The following is a 24777-nucleotide window of genomic DNA, read 5'->3' on the forward strand; positions in this document are numbered from 1 at the left end:
GCGGATATTCTTCAGCCGCTGTTTTTTATACAAGAATATATAATAAAGGTTTATCGCTATTTCTTCGTCAAGAAAGCTACCGTGGTAGTTGAAAAGAAAGTGCCGGTCGTTATGGTCGAAAAGGATCAGGCTCGTATTTATCAGTTGGAAGATGATTTGCGGTTTTATACAGGGTCAGGTGTGTTGAGCCGAAAGGATACTTTGTGAAACTGACTTCAATGCCGGCAAAATTGCTACAGGGTTTCTTGGAGGCAGAAAAACGCAGATTATCTGTCAATGAGATTATTGAGCTATTATGGTCTGGGGATGCGGTGGACATCGCAAGGGTATATACTATTATAAAAAGACTTCGTAAAGACTTAATTACTCTTTCTGATTGGAAGATAATGAATGAAAATGACAGTTATCAGTTAAAAAATCCCCATTCCATCGAAGAATAGAGCGATAATTGGAGTTTTAGAGTATAGCCTGACAAATGTGTATTTTGCGCAATGTCAGACTTTGTCAGGCTTTTTATTGGGTGATTTCTTTTCTTTTCCTGTAACTTTGTATCAACTTCTTAGGAACAAAATTATCAATCATAGAAAACTTGGAAAGTATGAAAAAGAAAAATTTATTTATCGGGATCTTTTTGATTGCAGCCATTGCGGCTTCTTTTCAATTCAATTCAAAGAAGGATTGTTTGGAGAGTTTGGTGCTGAAAATATAGATGCTTTGGCATCAGGTGAATGGGACAAACCTGTTCACTGTGTGGGAACCGGTACTGTAGATTGCCCTTCAACCCATGTTAAGGTGTATTTCGTAGCAAGACACTACAGTCTCGATCAGAGCATGTATGGATAAAATTGAATATTAATGTAGATGAAGAGGAACGGACGGCGAACGTCTTGTTGATGCATTGCGTGCCGTCCGTTCCATAAACCCACCAAAAAAGGAGGTCTTGGCAAAGATATAAAATAAAATTGAAATCGGAATGTATTTTCTGCCATTTCGATAGATATGGCGAAAAAAAAGTTCTCCAAGATTCTTTAATCTTGTCTCTTGCACGCAAGCACTATGCTTGTGATATATCATAAAAAGATTAATCTTATACTAATAAAAAATAGAAATAGTATGAAGAAAATGAATAATTATAAAGAGGTGTATGTAAGTAATCTTTTGTAGTTATTTTTGCAATGAGTATATCTCCTGGTATGCTCATTGCAGATAAATTTATTAATAATATTATATAATGAAAAAAAAGACAAAAGAAAACAGCTTCTTACTCATACTACTATTTATATGCATCTTGGGAGCGTGTAAGAATGAAAAGCCTCATTCAGTATTGGATTTATTTTCGGAATCCCGGTTATTATCTCAAAAGAAGAGTAATATTCCGGATGATTCTTTGGCTGTGATAGAAGGATTGGTTTGTGATGAGGAGAATTTGATTGTTTATGATCTTCATTCAGGTGAAAGTTATACCCTGTTTGATAAAAATACGGGAGCATATATTACTCGCTTTGGGACTATAGGACAGGGGCCTGATGAAATACCCGCAGGTTGTTATGGCTATTTGCGGAACAAAAAGTTTTCAGTATTTGATGACCAAATAGGATTAGTAATGAAATATAGTCTTGATTCTCTTCGTAATAATAGTATGGTAAAGCACCCTGTACGCTTAGCAAAATATAAGATCTCGGATGCACGAATATCAAGGCTTATTGCTATAAATGACAGCACTTTCTTGGGTGCCGGAACATACAATTCCAAATATCAATATTTGCTGTTTGATAAAAATAGCAAAATATTAGATTATGGTATAAATGTTTATAATGCTTCTGATGATGCTTTTAATATGTATACCAAGTATTTGGCTAATCAAGGAGATTTAGTTATGCAGCCCGGAAAGAATGTGTTTGCTTACTCTGTCAACTTTTCCTCTAATTTAGACATTGTCGAAATAGTTGGTCAGAAAATCAAATTGATAAAATCATTAAGATTTGCTGATCCGCTATATAAGCCCATGTCAGATGGAATATATCAAAGTGTGGACTTAACGGAAAATAGCAGCGTGGGTTATATAAATCTTAGTGCTACATCCAAGTATATATATGCATTGTATTCGGATAAAAAGTTTTTTGAAAAAGGACGAAAATCTAATGTGATATTGGTTTTTGATTGGGATGGTAATGCCATACAAAAGTATATTTTAGATACCGATGCTTATTATATTGCAGTCGATGATACTAATCAAACTGTGTATGCCGCAGTGAAAAATGCAGAGGGTGGATGGAGCATAGTAAACTATGCTATCTGATTTTGATATATCCGTCACAGCGGATGTTTTTCATCCGCTGTGACAAAGACGTAAGTTCTTGACACTTTGAATTTCCCGCGTTCCGAGAATAGCGTATTTCCACCCGTTGACAGGTGTGAGTGGAAATATGCCAACGGAAAACGGTATCTTCCTCATGGATAGCGGAATACAGAAATATATACAACTCAAATAGACGGGACATAGCCGGCTTTCCATGTAAAAACACCCTTTCCCCGGCAAAAAAAGGATACTCTCAGGAGAAATGTTCATCTTTCCCGGAAGGGAAGTTAACATCCATCACGCCGGAAGTTAACATCCCTCGCATAGGTAGTTAATATCCTTCATGTGGGAAGTTAACATCCCTCCCTCGGAAAGTATAAAAACCAGTGGATATTCGATAAAAACACGGCATATTTATGCTTTTAACCGTACGCTTTTGTTTTTTCAGAAAGTGATCATATCAGCAAAACGGGTAATTTAGAGACAGAAAGCACCTAAAAAGGAGTATTTTAAAATCAATTTGACAGATTGAAGATGACACATCTTTTCCTAAATTCCAATAAAACTACTTACACCTCATTTCTATTTCAACAAAAAAATCAGTAAATTTGCGGTTTAAAGCGTATTGTATAAGAATTATGGCTGAACAGAAATCTATCATCATAAAAGGAGCTCGCGTCAATAACCTCAAGAATATCGATGTAGAGATTCCCCGTAATAAATTAGTCGTCATCACCGGGTTGTCCGGTTCCGGTAAATCATCACTTGCATTCGATACTCTTTATGCCGAAGGGCAACGCCGTTATGTGGAAAGTCTCAGCAGCTACGCACGCCAGTTTTTGGGACGTATGAGTAAGCCGGAGTGCGACTTTATCAAAGGTATCCCGCCGGCAATTGCCATTGAACAGAAAGTAAGTAGCCGTAATCCACGCTCTACCGTAGGTACTTCTACTGAAATTTATGAGTATCTGCGTTTGCTCTATGCGCGTGTAGGACGTACATTCAGCCCCATCAGCGGGCAAGAGGTAAAAAAGCATTCCGCAGAAGATATCGTGAACTGTATGCTGGAACATCCTGAAGGAACGCGCTACACTGTGCTCACCCCTATTCTGCTTCACGAAGGACGCACGATGAAACAACAGCTGGAGATAGACATGAAACAGGGGTTCAACCGTCTGGAAGTGAACGGAGAAATGATCCGCATCGACGAATATACCCCGGAAGAAGGAGATACCGTCTTCCTGTTGGTAGACCGTATGACCGCTTCCCGGGAAAAAGACGCAATCAGCCGTTTGACGGACTCCGCGGAAACCGCCATGTATGAGGGAGACGGATCTTGCCTGCTACGTTTTTACCAAACGGACGGGTCTACCTGCCTCTACCGCTTCAGCACTAAGTTCGAGGCGGACGGCATCACTTTTGAAGAACCTAACGACCAGATGTTTTCTTTCAATTCTCCGATTGGCGCTTGTCCGGAATGTGAAGGTTTCGGCCGCGTTATCGGTATTGACGAACATCTTGTCATCCCCAACCGTTCACTCTCCGTTTACGATGGTGCCGTGGTTTGCTGGCGAGGAGAGAAAATGGGTGAATGGAAAGATATGGTGATACGTGGCGCGGAGAAAGCCGGTTTCCCTATTTTTACGCCTTACTATCAACTGACTGATGAGCAAAGACGGATGTTATGGGAAGGCACCCGTTATTTTGAAGGAATCAACGCTTTCTTCAAAATGCTACAGGAAAACCAGTATAAGATACAATACCGCGTGATGCTGGCCCGCTATCGTGGCAAAACACTTTGCCCCACGTGTCACGGTACCCGTCTGAAACCGGAAGCCGGTTATGTCAAAGTAGGAGGACGCAATATTTCGGAATTGGTAGACCTGCCTATCACCGAACTGAAGTTATTCTTCGACAACCTGAAACTGGATAAGCATGATACTGATATCGCCCGTCGCATCCTGACGGAAATCAACAGTCGTATCCGTTTCCTTTTGGACGTAGGACTGGGATATCTTACGCTCAACCGCCTCAGCAATTCACTATCCGGTGGTGAAAGTCAGCGTATCAACTTAGCTACCTCTTTAGGCAGTAGCCTGGTAGGTAGTCTCTATATTTTGGACGAACCGAGTATCGGTCTGCACAGCCGGGATACCGACAAGTTGATACATGTGTTGCGCCAGCTTCAACAATTGGGTAATACGGTAGTTGTAGTAGAACATGATGAAGAAATTATTCGTGCGGCAGACTACATCATTGATATAGGTCCTAAAGCCGGTCGCCTGGGTGGAGAAGTGGTATACCAGGGAGATATGAAAGATATTCAAAAAGGTAGTGACAGCTACACCGTCCGCTATCTTCTGGGTGAAGAAACTATTCCAATTCCGGAAAGCCGCCGTCCGTGGAACCAATATATAGAAATAACAGGTGCCCGCGAAAACAACCTGAAAGGAGTAAATGTACGTTTCCCACTCAACGTGATGACCGTTGTTACAGGTGTATCCGGTTCCGGAAAGAGCACGTTGGTACGCGACATTTTCTATCGTGCCTTGAAACGTGAATTGGATGAATGTAGCGACCGCCCCGGTGAATTTGCCTCTATCAGCGGTAACTTACAGAACCTGCGCAATGTGGAGTTCGTAGATCAAAATCCCATCGGAAAGTCGTCACGTTCCAACCCTGTAACCTACATCAAGGCATACGAGGAAATTCGCAAGCTATGGGCCGAACAACCGCTTGCGAAACAAATGGGCTATACTGCCGGGCACTTCAGCTTCAACAGCGAAGGCGGACGTTGCGAAGAATGCAAGGGAGAAGGTACCATCACCGTAGAAATGCAATTTATGGCAGACCTTGTTCTGGAATGTGAATCTTGCCACGGAAAACGCTTTAAAGCCGATACGCTGGAAGTAAAATTCCATGATGCCAATATTTACGATGTTCTTGAAATGACCGTCAACCAAGCCATTGAGTTCTTCAGCATGCATGGACAAAAAAAGATTGTAAAGCGTTTGCAACCACTACAGGATGTAGGATTAGGCTACATCAAACTCGGCCAGTCCTCCTCTACCCTTTCCGGTGGTGAGAACCAGCGTGTGAAACTGGCTTATTATCTCAGTATTGAAAAAGCAGATCCTACTCTATTCATTTTTGATGAACCGACTACCGGACTACATTTCCATGATATCCGTAAACTACTTGAAGCTTTCGATGCCCTAATACGCCGTGGTCATTCCATTGTCATTATTGAGCACAATTTGGATGTAGTGAAATGTGCCGACTACGTCATAGATCTTGGTCCCGAAGGTGGTGACAAGGGGGGTAACATTGTAACTGTGGGTACTCCGGAAGAAGTGGCGGAATGTGCGGCAAGCTATACGGGGCAGTTCTTGAAAGAAAAGTTACGGGAGAATGATAATTTATCGGTATAATGACGGAACAAGGCTTCCATTCGTGTGAGTATTTTATTTCACCACAAAGGTCACAGAGAGCTCAAAATTCAAATCCTTTTTTTCTTCACGAAAACCTGTGTGAGTCTGCGTTTGAATAAAATCCATCAGTGACCTCTGTGATGAAATAAATTTTCATTTATTCATCAGAAATAGAATCCAAATCCTACCTTCAATCCCAATACGGAACGATCCTTATTAATATCCCAATAAACAGCCGGTTCAATGGTTACTGTACGCGTGAGAAAGAAAGCATAACCAGCTTCCATACCGAATCCAAAAAGAGTTCTGTCACCTCCATCCCAATCATAACGATTCAGATTGACGTCAGCACCCAGATAAATACCTATTTTATCAAAGTAATAACGACCGCCTACACCAAGGGTATAAACATCCTTTCGCAAATCTCCTTGATTCCAACCTGCACCGGCTTTTACCAATAAGGCAACATTATCCATCAAAAATGCACCGCCATTGGCCTCAATACCGAAACTAACCTTGTCCGCTTCCGTATTGTATGAAAGGTTAAGGCCGGTTACAGAAGGATTTACAAACCATTTTCCTTTTTCAAATTGTGCCTGGACAGCCATTGTGGCAACAAGCAGACAAATAAGTAATGCAAGTCTTTTCATCTTGTTTTTATTTTTAAGTAAATAATTATCATTTCATTCTATTTTTATCCTCCTCACAACGCTTTCGTTGCAAATCTTCCTTTTTACGGAGTACCAACCACAGTACCAATACAATTACGTACGATACAGCTACAGTCACATATTTCTCCGTATTGCTGATTTCCGTATTACGGGGCAAGAAGTAGGCAGCGGTTGCAGTAACATAGATAAGTAAAGCTAAAGTCAGGCCGGTTGATTTCTTAATCTTCTTCATTACCAAAGTTTTTTAGTCGTTTTAAAATACCAAATCTTAAACCAAATAGCGGCTACCAATGCTGCAAAGATAGCGACAAAAGGAGCAACATGCAGTTGCATGCCAAATCCTTCGGGAGCAACGCAGATATACGTCGTACAAACAGCCGTCATAAAAAGAGCCGGTAAATAAGTTACATAAAAATAATGTCCCTTTCTCTCACGCACAAGATATACCGTAATAGCCCACAATGTAAAAACGGACAATGTCTGATTGGCCCATGCAAAATAGCGCCATATCGTTTGAAAGCCATCCGAATCACGCAAATTATAGAGTAACAATCCCACTGCTACAGCAAACATCGGAATACAAATATACAAACGTCTCCGCATTGACTTTTGTTCTAATCCCAGAAAGTCAGCTACAATGAGACGTGCCGAACGAAATGCCGTATCTCCGCTGGTAATCGGTGCAGCCACTACACCCAATATGGCAAGTACACCACCGAATGTCCCCAACCATCCCTTACTGATATCAAATACCACTATCGACGCATCGGTTATTCCCATCCCCTCCTTATGGAAGAAATAAGTTGCGACAGTTGCCCATATAAGAGCTACGATACCTTCTGTAATCATAGCACCGTAGAAGATAGGACGTCCATAACGTTCACTGGTCATGCAACGTGCCATCAGCGGACTTTGCGTAGCATGGAAACCAGAAATGGCCCCACAAGCAATCGTGATAAACATCATCGGGAAGATAGGATTGGAAGCTGCTTTCGGATGCGTATTCTGTAATCCGTCCCATATTTCGGGCAGTGCAGGATGATATACATAAAGCATCACCAGTATTCCTACCGCCATAAATATCAAGGCTATGGCAAACAATGGATAAACCTTACCGATGATTTTATCAACGGGAAGTAATGTAGCCATTATATAATAAACAAATATAACTATTATCCAGAATGTGTTATCCAAAGCACCCGGAGTTAATTTGGCAAGTAATCCCGCTGGAGAAGCCACAAAAACCGCACCCACCAACATCATCAAAATAACAGTGAAACCGCGCATCACTTGTTTGGTGGGCAACCCCAGATAACGTCCGATAATTTCGGGAAGACTCTCTCCACCATGACGGAGAGAAAGCATACCTCCCAGATAATCGTGTACCGCTCCCGCAAAAATAGAACCAAATACAATCCAAAGGTAAGAAGCCGTTCCGAACATAGCTCCCATAATGGCACCGAATATAGGGCCGACTCCGGCGATATTAAGGAACTGTATCATAAATATTTTCCAGGTAGGCAGAGGCATGTAGTCCACTCCATCGGCCTTAGTCAGAGCAGGAGTTTTACGGTCGTCAGGACCAAAGACGCGTTCGATAAGATGTCCATAAATGAAGTAGCCCGCAATTAATGTCAACAGGCAAAGCGTAAATGTAATCATGGCGTGTTAGTCTTTTTAATGCACGCAAATGTAACAGTTTCCAAGCAAACATCACAAAATTATCAAGTGTTTTGCTTAACTTCGCCGCTAAATATAACAGAAATAAAGAAAAAAGGAAGACTATCCATGAAACGTATCTGTATTCCACTTATATATATATGTGTACTATTATTACCCCTATCATCTCTTGTCGCCCAGCCTCCCAAACACGAAGTCCGCGCTGCCTGGGTCACCGCCGTTTATGGGCTTGACTGGCCACAAACCCGTGCCACCTCTCCCGCTTCCATCCGCAAACAACAAGACGAGCTGATTGAAATCCTCGACAAGTTGAAAGCCGCCAACTTCAATACGGTACTGTTTCAGACCCGTACCCGTGGCGATGTTCTATATAAATCCGCTATCGAACCCTATAACCCGATATTGACAGGAACAACAGGAGGTAATCCCGGTTACGACCCTCTCGCTTTCGCCGTAACCGAATGCCATAAACGAGGATTGGAATGTCACGCCTGGATGGTAACCATCCCTTTAGGTAACCGTAAGCATGTGGCCGCTCTTGGCAAACAATCCGTCACCAAACGTAAACCTGCCATTTGTGTACCTTATAAACGTGAATATTTCCTCAATCCCGGCCATCCGCAAACAAAAGAATATCTAATGAGCCTCGTCCGTGAGGTGGTTGAACGTTACGATGTGGATGGTGTACACTTCGACTACCTTCGTTATCCCGAAAACGCCTCACGTTTCCCGGACAGTTATGACTATAAAAAGCGTAGTAACGGCCGCAGCCTTGCCCAATGGCGGAGAGACAACATCACCGACATTGTCCGATACATCTACAAAGGCGTAAAAGCGCTGAAGCCTTGGGTGAAGGTCAGTACCTGTCCCGTTGGTAAATATCGTGACACCTCTCGTTACTCTTCCCGTGGCTGGAATTCTTTCAATACTGTCTATCAGGATGTACAAGGTTGGCTTGGTGAAGGTATCCAAGACCAAATTTATCCCATGATGTACTTCCGTGGTAACGGTTTCTATCCCTTCGCCCTCGACTGGCAGGAACAGAACAATAACCGGCACATTATCCCCGGTCTCGGCATCTATTTCCTTGATCCTGCCGAAGGCAACTGGACAGTAGACGAAATAGAGCGCCAGATTCATTTTATCCGTGCCCACAGACTGGCTGGAGAAGGTCACTACCGCGTAAAATACCTGATGAATAATACGCAAGAGATCTACGACATTCTGGAAGAAAATTATTATGCTGCCCCCGCCCTGCAACCTGCCATGCCGTGGATTGACAACATCCCTCCCACTTCCCCCACTCATCTCAGTGTGGAAAAGCAATCCGAAGGGTATACCCTTTTACGCTGGCAACCTTCTACCGACAATGATAAACGAAATGCACCGTTTTACGTTGTCTATGGTTCGGACACCTATCCCGTAGATACTTCCAATCCTGAGAATATTTTAGCGCAGCGGGTAGCAGGTACCGAATATATATACGCCCCGATACGGCCTTGGACTGCCAAAAAATATTTTGCGGTAACGGCCATAGACAGATGCGGAAACGAAAGTGAAGCCATCCAATGAGTTCTACCGCTTCCTCCGTGAGTGGAACCGGTTTCCATCACGACAGAGAAACCCGGCGCTTATAATGGCAAACCTTTTAGACTATCTACATTCGCGCCATTACCTCCACAAATGCCCGATAACGGCTCTTTGGGGTGATTGGTACCAATGGCAGATATCCGGAAACCAGTTTACCAGCTTCCACTACCATCGGGAATTCGCGCATGTCCTGTTCGTGTTGTGCCCGTAACGCTTCATTGGTAGGGAAATATTCGATATTGAAACGCCCTGTATTACCGGGTAACACGAAGTTATCGTAGAAAAGGCGGGAGACAACCCCCATATTCATTCGCATATTTATTTCAACACAAGGATAAATGACGTACCTGCGTCCGCTATTCCTGCGGCATACCATCATGTCTACACCCAAATAACCGGTATAAAAATCACCATAAGCGGTTGCCAAGTTACTTTGCAAGCATTCGCGGATACGTATCAATTCCGTGAGGGGAATATATTGCTCGATCCACTCCTCCACCCACTTATCCGAAACGAGGACATTACCTGCATAGGCACCTCGTCCGTTGGTGGAAAACAAGGAGTAACCCGCAAAAAGAACTTTTCCATACCCGTCGGAATAAAATTCGATGGCAAAATCCTCCACCTTATCATATATAGGTTCTGCCACAAGATACCCTTGCTCTTTTATAACCCGTTCGCACCAATCGGACAAGTTCTTGGTGAAACCACAACGGCACCAATTCAAACCTTTGCCGCTACCGGACCAAGGAGCTTTAAACAGACAAGTATGCATTTCTTTTACCACCTCCCTGCAACTTACCATCGTCTCGATAAGATAATGCCTGCCGCAAGTATATTCGGGATAATTGCGCCTTACGATTTCTGTCAGCCAGATACATTGAAGACGGGAAGAGAGCAACCGGTATTCTGCAAGAAACCGCAAGGTGGGAAGTTTCCGTTCCAATACTCCTCCTTTCAGTAGATACTTGCGCAGAGCAGGGTTCCATCCCCACGGCATAATCTGCGCCTCGGTATAATCGGGCAACTCAGGTTCCGTGACCAGTTGTACCTGCAACGGAAAATATTCTTTCATTCGTTTCAGGAAATCCATATTATAAGCAGAAGGTGCCAATACCGCACTGCCGGGCTGGGCATACCACATCGGCAGTAATGCCAAATCTTGTATCATGCGGCGGGCAGATGCCGGAGCCATGTAGTTTTCTTCGTTACTGGCCAACGCAAGATCGGAATCGGGATTGAAAAGATATAGTTTCATTAATTAGAGTTCGTTATCATTAAAGACTACAAACTTACAGAGAAAAAGGACAGGATACAAAATATATAAAACTTAACTATGAAAAATATATTTTGCTATCTCTACTTTGCAAATCTATAAAAAAGGTGTATATTTGTCGCCCGATAAACCGAATTTAAAAGCATGGAAGCATTTTACCGAACACACGCTTATCTGGTAGAGCATACGAATGCCCCTGTCCGTCGTGACCTCATGGATGAGATTGACTGGAATGACCGGCTCATCGGTATCAAAGGTACTCGAGGCGTAGGTAAAACTACTTTCTTATTGCAATATGCCAAAGAGAAATTCGGTACTGACCGTTCTTGTCTCTTCATCAACATGAATAATTTCTATTTTTCCGGGCACAGTATTGTGGATTTCGCCTATGAATTCCAGCGTCGTGGCGGAAAGGTTTTGTTGATAGATCAAGTTTTCAAGCATCCTGACTGGAGCAAGGAGTTACGTCTGTGTTACGATCGTTTTCCGAATCTTAAAATTGTATTTACCGGTTCGTCGGTAATGCGGTTGAAAGAGGAAAATCTGGAATTACGCGATATTGTGAAGAGCTATAATCTGCGTGGTTTCTCTTTCCGCGAATATCTGAACTTGCAGACAGGCATGAAATTCCACGCTTACTCTTTGGAGGAGATATTAAGCAACCACGAACAGATAGCTAAAGGTATCCTCTCGAAAGTACGTCCTTTGGAATATTTGCAAGATTATATGCATCACGGGTTCTACCCCTTCTTTCTTGAAAAGCGTAATTTCTCGGAAAATTTATTGAAGACAATGAACATGATGGTAGAGGTAGATATCTTACTCATTAAACAAATTGAGCTGAAATACCTCTCAAAAATAAAGAAATTGTTATATTTGCTTGCCGTAGATGGGCCGAAAGCTCCGAACGTAAGCCAATTGGCAAACGATATACAGACTTCCCGCGCTACGGTGATGAACTATATCAAGTATTTGGCAGACGCGCGGCTCATTAATATGGTCTATCCGAAGGGTGAAGAATTCCCCAAGAAACCATCCAAAATAATGATGCACAACTCCAATCTGATGTACTCCATCTATCCCGTAAAAGTGGAAGAGCAGGATGTGCTGGATACATTCTTTGTAAATACTTTGTGGAAAGATCATAAGGTGAACAAGGGTGACAAGAACATTTCCTTTATGGTGGATGAAGTGATGCCTTTCAAAATTTGTCCAGAAGGAATAAAAATAAAAAACAATCCGGGAGTGACCTATGCACTGCATAAAGCGGAGATAGGCCGGGGAAATCAAATTCCACTCTGGTTGTTTGGTTTTCTATATTAAATTCGAGAGATTTTTTTATTTAATAAATTCAATTTAGTTATGACTAAACAGAAGAAATTCATTACTTGTGATGGTAACCAGGCTGCTGCGCATATCTCGTATATGTTCTCTGAAGTAGCTGCTATCTACCCCATCACTCCCTCTTCTACGATGGCTGAATACGTAGACGAATGGGCTGCCGCAGGTCGCAAAAACATCTTCGGCGAAACAGTATTGGTACAGGAAATGCAGTCTGAAGCTGGTGCAGCCGGCGCTGTTCACGGTTCTCTGCAGGCGGGCGCGTTGACTACTACGTACACTGCTTCACAAGGTTTGTTGCTGATGATCCCTAACATGTACAAGATTGCCGGTGAATTCCTGCCTTGTGTATTCCATGTATCTGCGCGTACGCTGGCAAGTCACGCACTATGTATCTTCGGTGACCACCAAGATGTAATGTCCACACGTCAGACCGGTTTTGCCATGTTGGCAGAAGGTTCTGTACAAGAAGTTATGGACTTGGCAGGTGTAGCCCATCTGGCTACTATTAAGAGTCGCGTACCGTTCGTCAACTTCTTTGACGGTTTCCGCACTTCTCATGAAATCCAAAAGATCGAAATGTTGGAAAATGAAGATCTCGCTCCGCTGATTGATCAGGAAGCTTTGGCTGAATTCCGTGCCCGCGCATTGAATCCGATGAATCCTGTTGCTCGCGGTATGGCCGAAAATCCTGACCATTTCTTCCAGCACCGCGAATCATGTAACAACTTCTATGAAGCAGTACCAGCTATTGTAGAAGAATATATGAATGAGATTTCTAAAATTACAGGTCGTAAATACGGTTTGTTCGACTACTATGGCGCAGAAGACGCAGAACGTGTCATCATCGCTATGGGTTCTGTAACAGAAGCTGCCCGTGAGGCTATCGACTACCTTGTAGCTAATGGTGAAAAGGTTGGTTTGGTTGCAGTTCACTTGTACCGCCCATTCTCCGCTAAGCACTTCCTCGCTGCTGTACCTAAGACAGCCAAGAAGATTGCCGTACTTGACCGTACGAAAGAACCGGGTGCCAACGGTGAGCCTTTATATCTTGACGTAAAAGACTGCTTCTACGGTGCAGCAGATGCTCCGGTTATCGTAGGCGGTCGTTACGGTTTGGGTTCTAAGGATACGACTCCTGCCCAAATCATCGCCGTTTACAAGAATTTGGCTATGCCGATGCCTAAAAACCACTTCACTATCGGTATCGTAGATGACGTTACTTTCACTTCTCTGCCCCAGGAAGAAGAAATCGCATTGGGTGGTGAAGGTATGTTCGAAGCTAAGTTCTACGGTCTGGGTGCTGACGGTACGGTAGGTGCCAACAAGAACTCAGTGAAGATTATCGGTGACAATACCGACAAGCACTGCCAGGCTTACTTCTCATACGACTCCAAAAAATCAGGTGGTTTCACTTGTTCTCACTTGCGTTTCGGTGATACTCCGATTCGTTCTACATATCTGGTAAACACTCCGAACTTCGTGGCATGCCATGTTCAGGCTTACCTGCACATGTATGACGTAACCCGTGGTTTGCGTAAGAATGGTTCGTTCTTGCTAAACACTATCTGGGAAGGCGAAGAGTTGGCTAAGAATCTGCCTAACAAAGTGAAGAAATACTTTGCACAGAATAATATCTCTGTTTACTATATCAACGCAACTCAGATTGCACAGGAAATCGGTTTGGGTAACCGTACCAATACAATCCTCCAATCTGCATTTTTCCGTATCACAGGCGTAATCCCTGTAGAACAAGCTGTTGAGCAGATGAAGAAATTCATCGTTAAGTCTTACGGAAAGAAGGGTGAAGACGTAGTCAACAAGAACTATGCTGCCGTAGACCGTGGTGGTGAATACAAGACTTTGACTGTTGATCCGGCTTGGGCTAACCTGAGTGACGACGCCAAAGCTGAAAACAACGATCCGGCATTCATCAACGAAGTAGTTCGTCCTATTAATGCACAAGACGGTGACTTGTTGAAAGTATCTGCATTCAAGGGTATCGAAGACGGTACTTGGTATCAGGGAACTGCAAAATATGAAAAACGTGGTGTAGCAGCTTTCGTTCCAGAATGGAATCCGGAGAACTGTATCCAATGTAACAAATGTGCTTACGTTTGTCCTCACGCTTCTATCCGTCCGTTTGTACTCGATGCTGAAGAACAAAAAGGCGCTAACTTCACTCAGTTGAAAGCTGTTGGTAAAGCATTCGATGGCATGACATTCCGTATGCAAGTAGACGTTCTTGACTGTTTGGGCTGCGGTAACTGTGCCGATGTTTGTCCGGGTAATCCGAAGAAAGGCGGTAAGGCTTTGACCATGAAGCATCTTGAAAGCCAATTGGCTGAAGCTGCCAACTGGACTTACTGCGTAGAGAATGTAAAGAGCAAACAACATCTGGTTGACATTAAAGCTAACGTGAAGAATTCTCAGTTCGCTACTCCGTTGTTTGAATTCTCCGGTGCCTGCTCAGGTTGTGGTGAGACTCCGTATGTAAAATTGATTTCTCAATTGTTCGGTGACCGTGAAATGGTTGCTAACGCTACTGGATGTTCTTCTATCTACTCTGGTTCAGTACCTTCTACTCCTTATACAAAGAACGAAAAGGGTCATGGTCCTGCATGGGCAAACTCTTTGTTTGAAGACTTCTGCGAATTTGGTTTAGGTATGGAGCTTGCTAATGAAAAAATGCGTGCACGTATCGTGAAAGTTATGCAAGAGGCTATCGCAGCCGATTGTACTCCGGCAGAAGCAAAAACTCTGTTCAGCGAATGGATCGAAAACATGTACGATGCCGATAAGACCAAGGAATTAGCTGAAAAGATCATTCCTTTGGTTGAAGCAGGTAAGGACAAATGCAACCATTGCAAGCAAATCTCCGAATTGTCTCAATATCTTGTTAAACGCAGCCAGTGGATCATCGGTGGTGACGGTGCTTCTTACGATATCGGTTACGGTGGTCTCGACCATGTAATTGCCAGTGGTAAGGACGTCAACATCTTGGTTCTGGATACTGAAGTTTATTCTAACACAGGCGGTCAATCTTCTAAGGCTACTCCGGTAGGTGCTATCGCTAAGTTTGCTGCTGCCGGTAAGCGTGTACGTAAGAAAGACCTCGGTTTGATGGCTACTACTTACGGTTATGTATACGTTGCCCAGATTGCAATGGGTGCTGACCAAGCTCAGACATTGAAAGCTATCCGTGAAGCAGAAGCTTATCCCGGTCCGTCACTCATCATCGCTTACGCCCCCTGTATCAACCACGGTTTGAAACAAGGTATGGGTAAGAGCCAAGCTGAGGAAGAAAAGGCTGTTAAATGTGGCTATTGGCACTTGTGGCGTTATAACCCGGCTTTGGAAGCAGAAGGCAAGAATCCGTTCACGCTGGATAGCAAAGAGCCGGATTGGAGCGGCTTCCAAGACTTCTTGAAAGGTGAGGTTCGTTATGCTTCTGTAATGAAACAATATCCACAGGAAGCTGATGAACTGTTCAAGGCTGCTGAAGAGAACGCTAAATGGCGTTATAATAGCTATAAGCGTCTGTCTAAAGAAAATTGGGGCGCTGAAGTTTCCGAATAATTTTAAATTCTGAAATAATAAACTAAAATAGAGGCTGTTCCGTGAACCGGATACAGCCTTTATTTGTTTTGAGAAACAAAAACAACGAATGTTATGATAGGATTTATCATTTGGATTATCGGTGTAATACTGACAATCAAAGCAGCCATGGAAATGTGGCAATGGAAAGATATTGCTGCCGAGAAAAAAATAGTAGCAATCATACTCATAATCTTAACCAGCTGGATAGGCTTGGCCGTGTATTACTTCTGGGGCAAAGAGAATTTGCCGCAAATGCTGAAATAGTGTCCTATATAGTTAGACATTATCAACAGATTTGGAATTCCGCCGCACAGGCATACCCCTCTTCGTAAAGATCGGTCAGCTTGCGGATATCCCGCTCAATACGGTCTACAATAACCGGTTTTTGCGGCCGGATCACGGTGATCTCACCTGCATCCTCCATGCGTTCCACCAAATCCAGCTGCGCATTATAGACACGGCTACGCATATTGATGGCTGCACGCAAACGGGGATATTGGCGATAAATAAAAGGGGGTACTTTAGTTCCCTGGATGTCCTTCCGGTAACCACGGTTACGGGTCAGTACTACAACATTACGGGTATAACCATCCTGCCGGGCACGCATCAGGGGAATACTGTCTACAATCCCCCCATCCAGCATAGGAATGCCATCTACATAGACAATGGGGCAAACAAACGGCAAACTACTCGAAGCCCGGACAATATCAATCACACGATCTTTATTTCGTTTTTCCTCAAAATAATTTGCTTCACCGGTCAGGCAATTGGTAGTCACTATAACGTAACGTTCGGGACAATTGAAATAAGCTTCATAATCATAGGGCAAAATATGTTCGGGAAACTTCCGAAACAGCAAGTCAAAATCCATGATGTTCCGTTTCTTCAGAAGATACTTCAGACCTATGTAATTATACTTCTCCAACAAATCTATATTACTGTATTTGGCACGTCCACGCTGGCCGGACAGATACGAAAGTCCGTTACATGCTCCGGCACTTACACCAATGGTATAAGGAAACCGGACACCCCGATCCATAAAATTGTCCAGCACACCACAAGTGAAGACGCCACGCATACCGCCGCCTTCAAGAACAAGTCCGCTCAAATTGTCTATTTGTATAGTTTTCATCATACAGTGTGGGAATTAACGCCCCAAAGATAGCTTTTGTTTACGATATTCTGCCTATATTTGCGGTCACAACTAATAAATCAAAAATATTTTAATCATGATGAAAAAATCGATATTAATTGTCGCAATGGGATTGTTGAGCCTGCACACAACAGCTCAAGACACTCCGAAAGAAGAGGGATTTGTCTTTACAACCGTCAAAGAAAATCCTATCACCTCCATCAAGAACCAGAATCGTGCCGGTACATGCTGGTGCTACTCCGGGCTGGCGTTCATCGAGTCCGAGCTGCTCCGTATGGGCAAGGGAGAGTATGATTTGTCCGAAATGTATATCGTACACAATACTTACCTGGACCGTGCCGACAAGGCAGTACGCACACACGGCGACATTTCCTTCTCTCAAGGCGGTTCATTCTACGACGTGATATACGGCATGAAAACTTTCGGGCTGGTACCCGAAGAGGAAATGCGTCCGGGAGTAATGTATGGTGATACCCTGAGCAACCACACCGAGCTGTCTGCCGTGGCCGATGCCGTAGTGGCAGCCATCGCCAAAGGAAAACTCCGTAGCTTGCAGACCGACAAAGATAAAAACCCGCTTTGGAAAAAGGCCGTTACCGCCATCCATGACATCTACCTGGGTCAACGTCCCGAGAAGTTTACCTATCAAGGTAAAGAATATACCCCGCAATCTTTCTATGAATCTACCGGACTGAACGCCGATGATTATATCTCACTGACTTCTTATACCCACCATCCGTTCTATCAGCCGTTCGTACTGGAAATTCAAGACAACTGGCGTTGGGGACTTTCCTATAACCTGCCCATTGACGAGCTGATGCAGGTATTTGACAATGCAATCAACAACGGCTACACCATTGCCTGGGGTGCCGACGTAAGCGAACAAGGCTTTACCCGCGACGGTATAGCCGTGATGCCCGATGCAGAAAAAGTACAGGAGTTGAGCGGTTCGGACATGGCACACTGGCTGAAAATGAAACCCGAAGAGAAGAAGTTGAACAGCAAACCTCAACCACAGAAATGGTGTACCCAAGAAGAACGCCAAGAGGGTTACGACAACTGGGAAACAACCGACGACCACGGTATGCTGATTTATGGTATAGCTAAGGACCAGGCAGGTAACGAATACTACATGGTAAAGAATTCCTGGGGCAAAGCCGGCAAGTATGAAGGACTGTGGTATGCCTCCAAAGCGTTTGCACGCTACAAAACGATGAACATCGTTGTACACAAAGACGCGCTGCCTAAAGATATAAAGAAAAAACTGGGCTTGAAATAAAGACCTGACATAAAGAGCAGTACTTACCGAAGCATCTCTTCTCCCGATATCAAGAGAAGAAATGCTTCGGTTTTATTTATATCACCGGCCGGAACGTAATGAATAAATAAAATTTCCGAAAAAAAATACTCCGAAAAGCATTGCCGCTTCTTTATAATACTTAACTTTGTATTTTAATAATTCTAAAAATTGCCGTAATGAGCCACTCACGCAACAAAACAAACTACACCGGCGTATATATTCCTCTCCCACTGCCTTGCAGCCGGAAAAGAGCTTTTACCCCCCCCCCGCATTTGTAAACATTATTAACCTTACAATACTTGCAGTCCCGTGCTGCGAGCGAAGTTTCCGCCCGTAAAGTAAGCCACAAGCCTACTCTACGGGCGGCAATCGTAGTATCCCTCCTGCCAACAATAGCTTAGGAACACCAGGCACCGTAATCAATTAATCAATATTTTATACTACTATGAGATTGAAGAGTTATCTATTAACGGCACTCACGGCAATACTCCTTGCCGGGTGCAACTGCGACCACACCGACCTGTGGAAGAAAATCAACAGCAACGCCGACCGCATCAAGGCGCTCGAAAAGTGGCAGGAAGAGGTGAACAGCAACCTTGCCTCCCTGCAACAACTGCTCAGTACCACGGACTACATCACCGGCGTCACGCCCGTCACCCAAAGCGGCGTACAGGTGGGCTACACCATCCAGTTCCTGCACACCGCCCCCATCACCATTTATAACGGTGAAAAAGGAGAAAGCGGCGCGCAAGGCGAAAAGGGCGAAGCGGGAAGCACCCCCAAAATCAGCGTCGCGCAGCAAGCGGACGGCAACTGGTACTGGACGCTGAACGGCGAACCGCTGAAAGACGAAGCGGGAAATGCCATACAGGCCAACGGCACACAGGGAGAGCAAGGAGAACCGGGCACTTCCGCCCCCGCCCCGCAGATACTTCTGGGCAGCAGCCTGCCCACAGGCATCACCATCAAGACCGACGGCGGAGCAAAGAACGACGATGCCTGGTACCTGAGCGTAGACAACAAAGTGACGTGGTATCGCATCAACGGAACAGACGGTGCAGACGGTGACGTCCTCTTCGCCAAGAACGGCGTGGACTATACCACCAGTACGGACTACGTCACCTTCACCCTGGCGGACAACACGCCGGACGACCCCGCAGACAACCCCACCCTGCGCATCCCCCTCTATAAAGGCATAGGCATCACCCTGACCTTGCAAGGCTCCGCCACCGCCCTCGACCTGACGCAACCGCTGAACGTGATACAGGGCAACGTGCTGACTTATACCCTGACCGGCAGCGACGCCAGTGTAATGCAAAACGACCTGACCGTGAGCGCACTGATGGCGGATGGCGAAGGATGGACGGCAAAAGCAGACCGCGCAACGAAAACCATCACCCTATCCAGTACCTACACCACCCTCTCGGCAACGCTGGTAGTGATGCTGACGGACAACAAAGACTTCAGCCGCAGCTACACGCTCCCGGTGAAATTCGCGTTCGAGGGAAAGGGCACGGCGGCAGAACCTTACCTGCTGGCCACTGCACAAGCACTAAAAGGGCTTGCTACAATAGTGAACGCGAAACAAAACTATGAGGGCAGCCACTTCAAAATGACGCGGGACATCGACCTTGCCGATGTATGTGGCAAGGATTTGAATGACGGCGCGGGGATTGACTGGACACCGATAGGATATGCCGATTATGATAATGATATTTACGCAAGCTTTGAAGGCACCTTCGATGGCGACGGACACACCATCAGCGGGCTATACATCAACGGAGTATCGAAAGGAAAAAACGCCCAAGCCCTGTTCAGCTATATCGGGCCAAACGCCACGGTGAAGAACTTTACCCTGAAGGGGGAAGTATCGGGATATAAATACATAAGCGGTATCGCGGCAGGCAACAGAGGAACTATCAGCGGATGTACCAACCAATGTATTGTATTAGCGAATTCTGCTACAGAAGAAGGAGAAGATGCAGGCTATGCAGGCGGCATCACCGGAGAGAATGACGGAACCATCATCGACTGCCACAACGAAGCAAAGATAACAGCTACCGGTAATTATAGCTCCCCGATAGGCGGCATAACGGGAAGTAATTACGATGAAGGTATCATCATCAACTGTACCAATTCGGCAACCATACTATCGGAAGGCGAAAGTGATGCTAACGATGGATATGCAGGAGGTATTTCGGGAAAAAACAATAATACCATCACCGGATGTACCAACACAGGAAATGTGACGGGAATTGGATGCGTCGGCGGCATTACAGCAGAGACAAAAGGTGATATCATCTCCGGATGCATCAATACAGGAGACATTACAGGAAAATATACGGTAGGCGGTATCACCGGAAGTTATATGTACGGAAGCCTCATCGCCTGCTACAACACCGGCAACGTGGCGACTACCGGCAGCAGCTACGCAGGCGGCATCGTAGGCACTACCCAAAAAGATATCACCGCTTGCTACAGCACAGGCAACGTCAACGGTCCCTCGGGAGCCTCTTTGGGAGGTGCCATCGGATCACGCGACGGCGGAGAGCAATCCACCTGCTACTGGGGCATCCCGGGCGGTTCGTCCCTCAACGCGATTGGCTACGACAACGACAGCAGTAATCCCCCTGTAAAAGTAGACGGCAGCACCGTGCAATGGACGGCAGGCAGCGGCGCCGACAACGCCCTCGCCACCATGAACGCCGCCATCGACACATGGAACGCCAATCAAACGGACACCTCCCTGAAGTGCAACTATAAGTACGAAGCCAATTCCGACGCAGCCACCGGCGCCCGGACACCGCTCGTGCTCAAAGCCGTCACCACCCCATAACCGGGCTGCGGAAAACGGATCGCCACGGAGCAAAAAACGGATGAACACCCGGAAAGCGGTTTCATCCATGACAGCGTGAAGATCAAAACGAAAATCCTCCGGGATAAACATTCATAACGCCGGCTTCTGCAAGGTTGATTTTTATCCCTTTGCAGAAGCCGACGTTCATTGGGTATTCTCCTTTCTATCAAGACACGAAGTGACAAATGTCCTCCACAATCTGTGGAACCGTCAGACGGTTCTTTTTCAGTTGTTCACTCACCTTATAACGATCCATGAACTCCTTCTTCACACCATAATTCAACACCTTCATATCCGAAGCTCCATAGTAGCGGGCAATCTTCTCCCCGAAACCACCGTCCAGTACGCCGTCTTCAAGAGTGATGACCAGTGTATGGTCACGTTTCAGGTCATTGAGCAAAGCCTCATCCACCCCGGTAATGTAACGGGGATTGATAAGTGTGGCATCAATGCCGTTCTCCTCCTTGAGACGGGCAACCACCGCCTCGCCCAACTGGTAGAAGGAACCAAGCCCCAATACAGCCACCTTGCTACCGCGGTGCGACACCTCGTAACGGTTCAATATCCTACCGTAATCTTTTTCCGGCTCGATATTCCTGCGGATAACCCCATTGGCAGGTACACGGATGGCAACCGGATGTTCCGTCTGGCGAATTCCCCACTCCAACATCGCCAGATACTCTTCGCGGCAGGTGGGTGCCAGATAAACCATATTAGGGATATTGCCGATAACAGGGATATCAAAGAGACAAAGGTGAGTGACGTCGTTCATGCTCGACAAACTTCCCCAGAAAACAAGTATCAACGCGGGATTATTGTTGATACAAAGATCTTGCGACAACTGGTCGTAGGCACGCTGGATGAAGGTACTGTAAACCCCGAACACAGGTTTTCCACCTCCTGCGGCAATGGCGGAAGACATGGCGACCGCCTGTTCTTCGGCGATACCCATATCCAAAAACTGTTTGCCAGCTTCTTTGCGCCGTTCGGCCGTGAAGCCAAACACGGTAGGCGTACCCGCTGTAATGCCTACCAGAGCCGGGTCTTTCTTCATTTCTTGCAAAAGATAGGTGGCAGTGAGGTCGGCATAATCTTCTTCCTCATCCAAACCTACGGTCGGATTTCCGGTTTCAAGGTTAAACGGAATACTGTAATGAAAACGTTCTTGCTGCTCCTCTGCCAGACGGTATCCCTTACCCTTCAAGGTATTGATATGCACCACGACGGGATGGTCTATATCCTTCACCCGACGGAAGGCTTCCAGCAGTTGCTTCACGTCATTACCGTCTTTCACATAGAAATAGTCGTAACCCATCGCCTTGAAATAGTTGCAGGGAGCTTGTCCGTCTGTCCGGCGCAGCAGCTGCAGGTTGCGGTAAAGTCCGCCGTGGTTCTCGGCAATGGACATCTGGTTATCGTTGACAATGACAATGAGATTCGAACCCAACTCGGCTCCCACATTCAACCCTTCGAATGCCTCACCTCCGCTCAGGGAACCATCACCGATGACGGCAATCACGTTCCCCCGCTCTCCTTTCAGGTCACGCGCCTTGGCAAGTCCGGTGGCAAGGCTGACAGAGGTCGACGTATGACCGATGACAAAGAAATCATGTTCGCTTTCCGACGGTTCGGTATATCCCGATACGTCATCGTACTTAGCAGCATTAATAAAGGCTTCTTTACGTCCGGTCAATATTTTATGTGCATAACTCTGGTGCGAAACGTCATAAACAATCTTATCGATAGGCGAAGAGAACACATAATGCAAAGCTACCGTAGCTTCTACCATTCCCAAGTTGGGACCTACATGTCCGCCATGTGCGCTCAGTTTGTCCAATAATATTCGGCGGACTTCTCCGCTCAATGTTTCCAGCTCATCAACTTGAAGCGTCTTCAAGTCAGCAGGGTTATTTATTCTTTCAATATACATACTTTATGGTTTTAAGTTATTTTTCAATTCCGGGTTATTAATATTAATGTCCGAATTCTACTTTTGTTTGGATATCTTGTTCGTTTTGAACAGATACTCCATCTTTTTCATCTATTGTTTTTGTAATGTCTCTATCCGTTTGCGTAATGCCACAAGAGCACTTGCGGCATCCTCCACACCTTCTACCGATTGTTCCAAAGGACAAAGGCCATCTCTTTTCCGGTTCAATATCCGGTGAACCAGTATCGTGTAGCTCGTCGTGATACCGTTTTTGTTCAGAAACTCTATAGCATCTTCACTCATCAGTTCGCCATGTACATGCTTCACCTTGCCACAAATGGCTATGGCAGCCGCCGCACGCCCTATGACTTTATCTACCAAGACTGCATCGGACATCGCCTCCCTATGCTCATCGTACATCACCAATAGCGGACTGACACCATGTCCTCGCTCCTGTCCGTAAATGGTATCATTCTTTATCAATATACACTCGGCCTTGCCATCCTGAATCAGTTTTCTGGCTTCTTCCACCTTTGATTGCGCCATCAGTCCGGTAGTGCATAAAAAGGGAAGGACAAGGAGCCATACATATTTATATATCCGTTTCATTGTATAACCATTCTTTTTAATCATCAATTGACACCAATTCATACTCCATACTTCCTAAACCTATCGCTGCCGCATACTCCACAGTATGCGTTCCATGAAGTTCTTTAATGCGATTTATCAATGGCTGATTATTGTCTCCCTCGGTGGGCTTTACGTTGAAAACGAGGTCGAGACAAGCCTGATCGAGTGCTACGGGATCTGTAGAGGCAAGAATACCGATATCTTTCATTTCAGGAGCGTGCGGGTGGGCATCGCAGTCACAGTCGATGGAAAGGTTGTTCATTACATTTATATATAGGATTTTGTCTCCGAAGTAATCATGTACAGCTTGGGCAGCAGCCGCCATGGACTCAAGAAAATGGTCTTGTTCGGGCAGATTTCCCCAAAGTTCACCCGGTTTCGTGGTTTTACCCGCTGTATGGATATAGGCTTTTCCGTTGGCAGAAGCTACCCCGATGGACTGGTTCTTGAGTACTCCACCGAAACCACCCATGGCGTGCCCCTTGAAGTGCGCCAGATTAATCATAAAATCATAGTTGCTGATGTGTGAACCTACAATGTCATATTTGATATGTGTTGTATCCTTGACCGGAATGTTGATTTCACCCTCGGAATCCATGATGTCAACATCGGCAATTTCAAAGAAACCGTGATCGCGTGCCGCCTGAAGATGTTCGGCGGTAGTGGAACGTTTACCTCCGTATGCCGTGTTGCACTCTACAATCGTTCCTTTTACTTTCTGTACCAAATTCTTGATAAGAGCAGGTTGCAGGAAATTGTGTCCTCCCGGTTCCCCGGTACTGATTTTCACAGCAACACGTCCTTCGGCGGGACGTCCCAGCGCTTCATAAACCTTTACCAACGCTTCGGGTGTGATTTCCCTTGTCATATATACTTTGGGAATAACTGTTTCGGAAATTGAAACTGAGTCGGCAGCCATTTCCGTATTCCCATTCTTTTTGCCTCCGCAAGCCGATAAGCTGACGCAAGCAAGCATTGTAGAAAAGACTAAAAACTTTCTCATAATCATAATTATTATT

At 45.2% G+C, this 24777-nt stretch carries 18 protein-coding genes and 1 pseudogene; 11 read left to right on the forward strand and 8 right to left on the reverse strand.

Annotated features, from left to right (window positions below; all coding sequences use genetic code 11):
* Window positions 1-203: 203 nt before the first annotated feature.
* The 4 genes from DXC10_RS09940 (at window position 204) to uvrA (ending at window position 5730) form a co-directional block, all read left to right on the forward strand.
* A complete protein-coding gene (locus DXC10_RS09940) occupies window positions 204-440 on the forward strand; it encodes a winged helix-turn-helix domain-containing protein (protein ID WP_147331302.1) in 237 nt (78 codons plus the stop codon).
* Between the two features lie 37 nt (window positions 441-477).
* The gene (locus DXC10_RS16330; protein WP_158557840.1) at window positions 478-843 is read left to right on the forward strand and encodes a hypothetical protein; all 366 of its coding nucleotides are present in this window, start codon (window positions 478-480) and stop codon (window positions 841-843) included.
* Between the two features lie 388 nt (window positions 844-1231).
* Window positions 1232-2299, forward strand: a complete 1068-nt coding sequence (locus DXC10_RS09945) for a BF3164 family lipoprotein (protein WP_117737794.1) — start codon at window positions 1232-1234, stop codon at window positions 2297-2299.
* Between the two features lie 638 nt (window positions 2300-2937).
* The gene (uvrA, locus tag DXC10_RS09955) at window positions 2938-5730 is read left to right on the forward strand and encodes an excinuclease ABC subunit UvrA (RefSeq protein WP_101544935.1); all 2793 of its coding nucleotides are present in this window, start codon (window positions 2938-2940) and stop codon (window positions 5728-5730) included.
* A gap of 164 nt (window positions 5731-5894) precedes the next feature.
* On the opposite strand, the gene DXC10_RS09960 is transcribed toward uvrA, so the two are convergent.
* The 3 genes from DXC10_RS09960 to DXC10_RS09970 are packed head-to-tail and all read right to left on the reverse strand — an operon-like array spanning window position 5895 to window position 8063.
* Window positions 5895-6380 carry a hypothetical protein gene (locus DXC10_RS09960; RefSeq protein ID WP_101544932.1) on the reverse strand — a complete coding sequence of 162 codons (486 nt, stop codon included), beginning with the start codon at window positions 6378-6380 and terminating at the stop codon, window positions 5895-5897.
* 28 nt (window positions 6381-6408) lie between these two features.
* Window positions 6409-6633, reverse strand: a complete 225-nt coding sequence (locus DXC10_RS09965; RefSeq protein WP_101544930.1) for a hypothetical protein — start codon at window positions 6631-6633, stop codon at window positions 6409-6411.
* Window positions 6633-8063 (reverse strand): carbon starvation protein A, encoded by a 1431-nt coding sequence (locus DXC10_RS09970; RefSeq protein ID WP_117737795.1) that lies wholly within the window; start codon window positions 8061-8063, stop codon window positions 6633-6635. Before DXC10_RS09970 ends, DXC10_RS09965 begins: the two co-directional genes overlap by 1 nt.
* A gap of 126 nt (window positions 8064-8189) precedes the next feature.
* Here DXC10_RS09970 and DXC10_RS09975 point away from each other — a divergent pair, with 126 nt between their 5' ends.
* Window positions 8190-9653 (forward strand): glycoside hydrolase family 10 protein, encoded by a 1464-nt coding sequence (locus DXC10_RS09975; protein WP_117737814.1) that lies wholly within the window; start codon window positions 8190-8192, stop codon window positions 9651-9653.
* A gap of 85 nt (window positions 9654-9738) precedes the next feature.
* Here DXC10_RS09975 and DXC10_RS09980 read toward each other — a convergent pair whose 3' ends face one another.
* A complete protein-coding gene (locus DXC10_RS09980) occupies window positions 9739-10929 on the reverse strand; it encodes a hypothetical protein (protein ID WP_101544925.1) in 1191 nt (396 codons plus the stop codon).
* A gap of 162 nt (window positions 10930-11091) precedes the next feature.
* Here DXC10_RS09980 and DXC10_RS09985 point away from each other — a divergent pair, with 162 nt between their 5' ends.
* From DXC10_RS09985 to DXC10_RS09995, 3 genes are all read left to right on the forward strand, one after another.
* On the forward strand, window positions 11092-12270 hold the full coding sequence (locus tag DXC10_RS09985) for an ATP-binding protein (RefSeq protein WP_101544923.1): 1179 nt from the start codon (window positions 11092-11094) through the stop codon (window positions 12268-12270).
* 39 nt (window positions 12271-12309) lie between these two features.
* Window positions 12310-15867: a pyruvate:ferredoxin (flavodoxin) oxidoreductase gene (nifJ, locus tag DXC10_RS09990; protein WP_101544921.1), complete on the forward strand. Its 3558-nt coding sequence runs from the start codon at window positions 12310-12312 to the stop codon at window positions 15865-15867.
* A gap of 93 nt (window positions 15868-15960) precedes the next feature.
* On the forward strand, window positions 15961-16152 hold the full coding sequence (locus DXC10_RS09995; protein WP_101544919.1) for a hypothetical protein: 192 nt from the start codon (window positions 15961-15963) through the stop codon (window positions 16150-16152).
* 22 nt (window positions 16153-16174) lie between these two features.
* On the opposite strand, the gene DXC10_RS10000 is transcribed toward DXC10_RS09995, so the two are convergent.
* Window positions 16175-17023: a patatin family protein gene (locus DXC10_RS10000; RefSeq protein ID WP_187120677.1), complete on the reverse strand. Its 849-nt coding sequence runs from the start codon at window positions 17021-17023 to the stop codon at window positions 16175-16177.
* 97 nt (window positions 17024-17120) lie between these two features.
* Between DXC10_RS10000 and DXC10_RS10005 the strand changes: the two genes are divergently transcribed.
* The 3 genes and pseudogenes from DXC10_RS10005 (at window position 17121) to DXC10_RS16540 (ending at window position 21177) form a co-directional block, all read left to right on the forward strand.
* Complete coding sequence (locus tag DXC10_RS10005) at window positions 17121-18320, forward strand: aminopeptidase C (protein ID WP_117737816.1); 1200 nt, start codon at window positions 17121-17123, stop codon at window positions 18318-18320.
* A 466-nt stretch (window positions 18321-18786) separates the two neighbouring features.
* A pseudogene (locus DXC10_RS16735) lies at window positions 18787-19170 on the forward strand (PL29 family lyase N-terminal domain-containing protein); the annotation flags it as partial.
* 612 nt (window positions 19171-19782) lie between these two features.
* The gene (locus DXC10_RS16540) at window positions 19783-21177 is read left to right on the forward strand and encodes a hypothetical protein (protein ID WP_233519908.1); all 1395 of its coding nucleotides are present in this window, start codon (window positions 19783-19785) and stop codon (window positions 21175-21177) included.
* Between the two features lie 187 nt (window positions 21178-21364).
* Here the strand turns inward: DXC10_RS16540 and DXC10_RS10015 are convergent, their stop codons facing one another.
* The 3 genes from DXC10_RS10015 to DXC10_RS10025 form a co-directional block, all read right to left on the reverse strand.
* Window positions 21365-23128: a 1-deoxy-D-xylulose-5-phosphate synthase gene (locus tag DXC10_RS10015; RefSeq protein ID WP_117737797.1), complete on the reverse strand. Its 1764-nt coding sequence runs from the start codon at window positions 23126-23128 to the stop codon at window positions 21365-21367.
* A gap of 111 nt (window positions 23129-23239) precedes the next feature.
* On the reverse strand, window positions 23240-23737 hold the full coding sequence (locus DXC10_RS10020) for a DUF1893 domain-containing protein (protein WP_158557842.1): 498 nt from the start codon (window positions 23735-23737) through the stop codon (window positions 23240-23242).
* A 16-nt stretch (window positions 23738-23753) separates the two neighbouring features.
* Entirely contained in the window at window positions 23754-24677 is a 924-nt protein-coding gene (locus DXC10_RS10025; RefSeq protein ID WP_233519910.1) for a DUF362 domain-containing protein, read from the reverse strand.
* Window positions 24678-24777 lie beyond the last annotated feature (100 nt).

The organism is Bacteroides sp. OM08-11, assembly GCF_003438665.1.
GTDB classification, from domain to species: domain Bacteria; phylum Bacteroidota; class Bacteroidia; order Bacteroidales; family Bacteroidaceae; genus Bacteroides; species Bacteroides cutis.

Bases quoted from the DNA above. Each gene is read 5' to 3' on its own strand.
- DXC10_RS10005 (WP_117737816.1), top strand. From the start codon at position 17,121: ATGAAAAAATCGATATTAATTGTCGCAATGGGATTGTTGAGCCTGCAC.
- DXC10_RS16540 (WP_233519908.1), top strand. From the start codon at position 19,783: ATGCTGACGGACAACAAAGACTTCAGCCGCAGCTACACGCTCCCGGTG.
- uvrA (WP_101544935.1), top strand. From the start codon at position 2,938: ATGGCTGAACAGAAATCTATCATCATAAAAGGAGCTCGCGTCAATAAC.
- DXC10_RS09960 (WP_101544932.1), bottom strand. From the start codon at position 6,380: ATGAAAAGACTTGCATTACTTATTTGTCTGCTTGTTGCCACAATGGCT.
- DXC10_RS09995 (WP_101544919.1), top strand. From the start codon at position 15,961: ATGATAGGATTTATCATTTGGATTATCGGTGTAATACTGACAATCAAA.
- DXC10_RS10015 (WP_117737797.1), bottom strand. From the start codon at position 23,128: ATGTATATTGAAAGAATAAATAACCCTGCTGACTTGAAGACGCTTCAA.
- DXC10_RS09975 (WP_117737814.1), top strand. From the start codon at position 8,190: ATGAAACGTATCTGTATTCCACTTATATATATATGTGTACTATTATTA.
- nifJ (WP_101544921.1), top strand. From the start codon at position 12,310: ATGACTAAACAGAAGAAATTCATTACTTGTGATGGTAACCAGGCTGCT.
- DXC10_RS09980 (WP_101544925.1), bottom strand. From the start codon at position 10,929: ATGAAACTATATCTTTTCAATCCCGATTCCGATCTTGCGTTGGCCAGT.
- DXC10_RS09970 (WP_117737795.1), bottom strand. From the start codon at position 8,063: ATGATTACATTTACGCTTTGCCTGTTGACATTAATTGCGGGCTACTTC.
- DXC10_RS09965 (WP_101544930.1), bottom strand. From the start codon at position 6,633: ATGAAGAAGATTAAGAAATCAACCGGCCTGACTTTAGCTTTACTTATC.
- DXC10_RS10020 (WP_158557842.1), bottom strand. From the start codon at position 23,737: ATGAAACGGATATATAAATATGTATGGCTCCTTGTCCTTCCCTTTTTA.
- DXC10_RS09945 (WP_117737794.1), top strand. From the start codon at position 1,232: ATGAAAAAAAAGACAAAAGAAAACAGCTTCTTACTCATACTACTATTT.
- DXC10_RS10025 (WP_233519910.1), bottom strand. From the start codon at position 24,677: ATGGCTGCCGACTCAGTTTCAATTTCCGAAACAGTTATTCCCAAAGTA.
- DXC10_RS10000 (WP_187120677.1), bottom strand. From the start codon at position 17,023: ATGATGAAAACTATACAAATAGACAATTTGAGCGGACTTGTTCTTGAA.
- DXC10_RS09985 (WP_101544923.1), top strand. From the start codon at position 11,092: ATGGAAGCATTTTACCGAACACACGCTTATCTGGTAGAGCATACGAAT.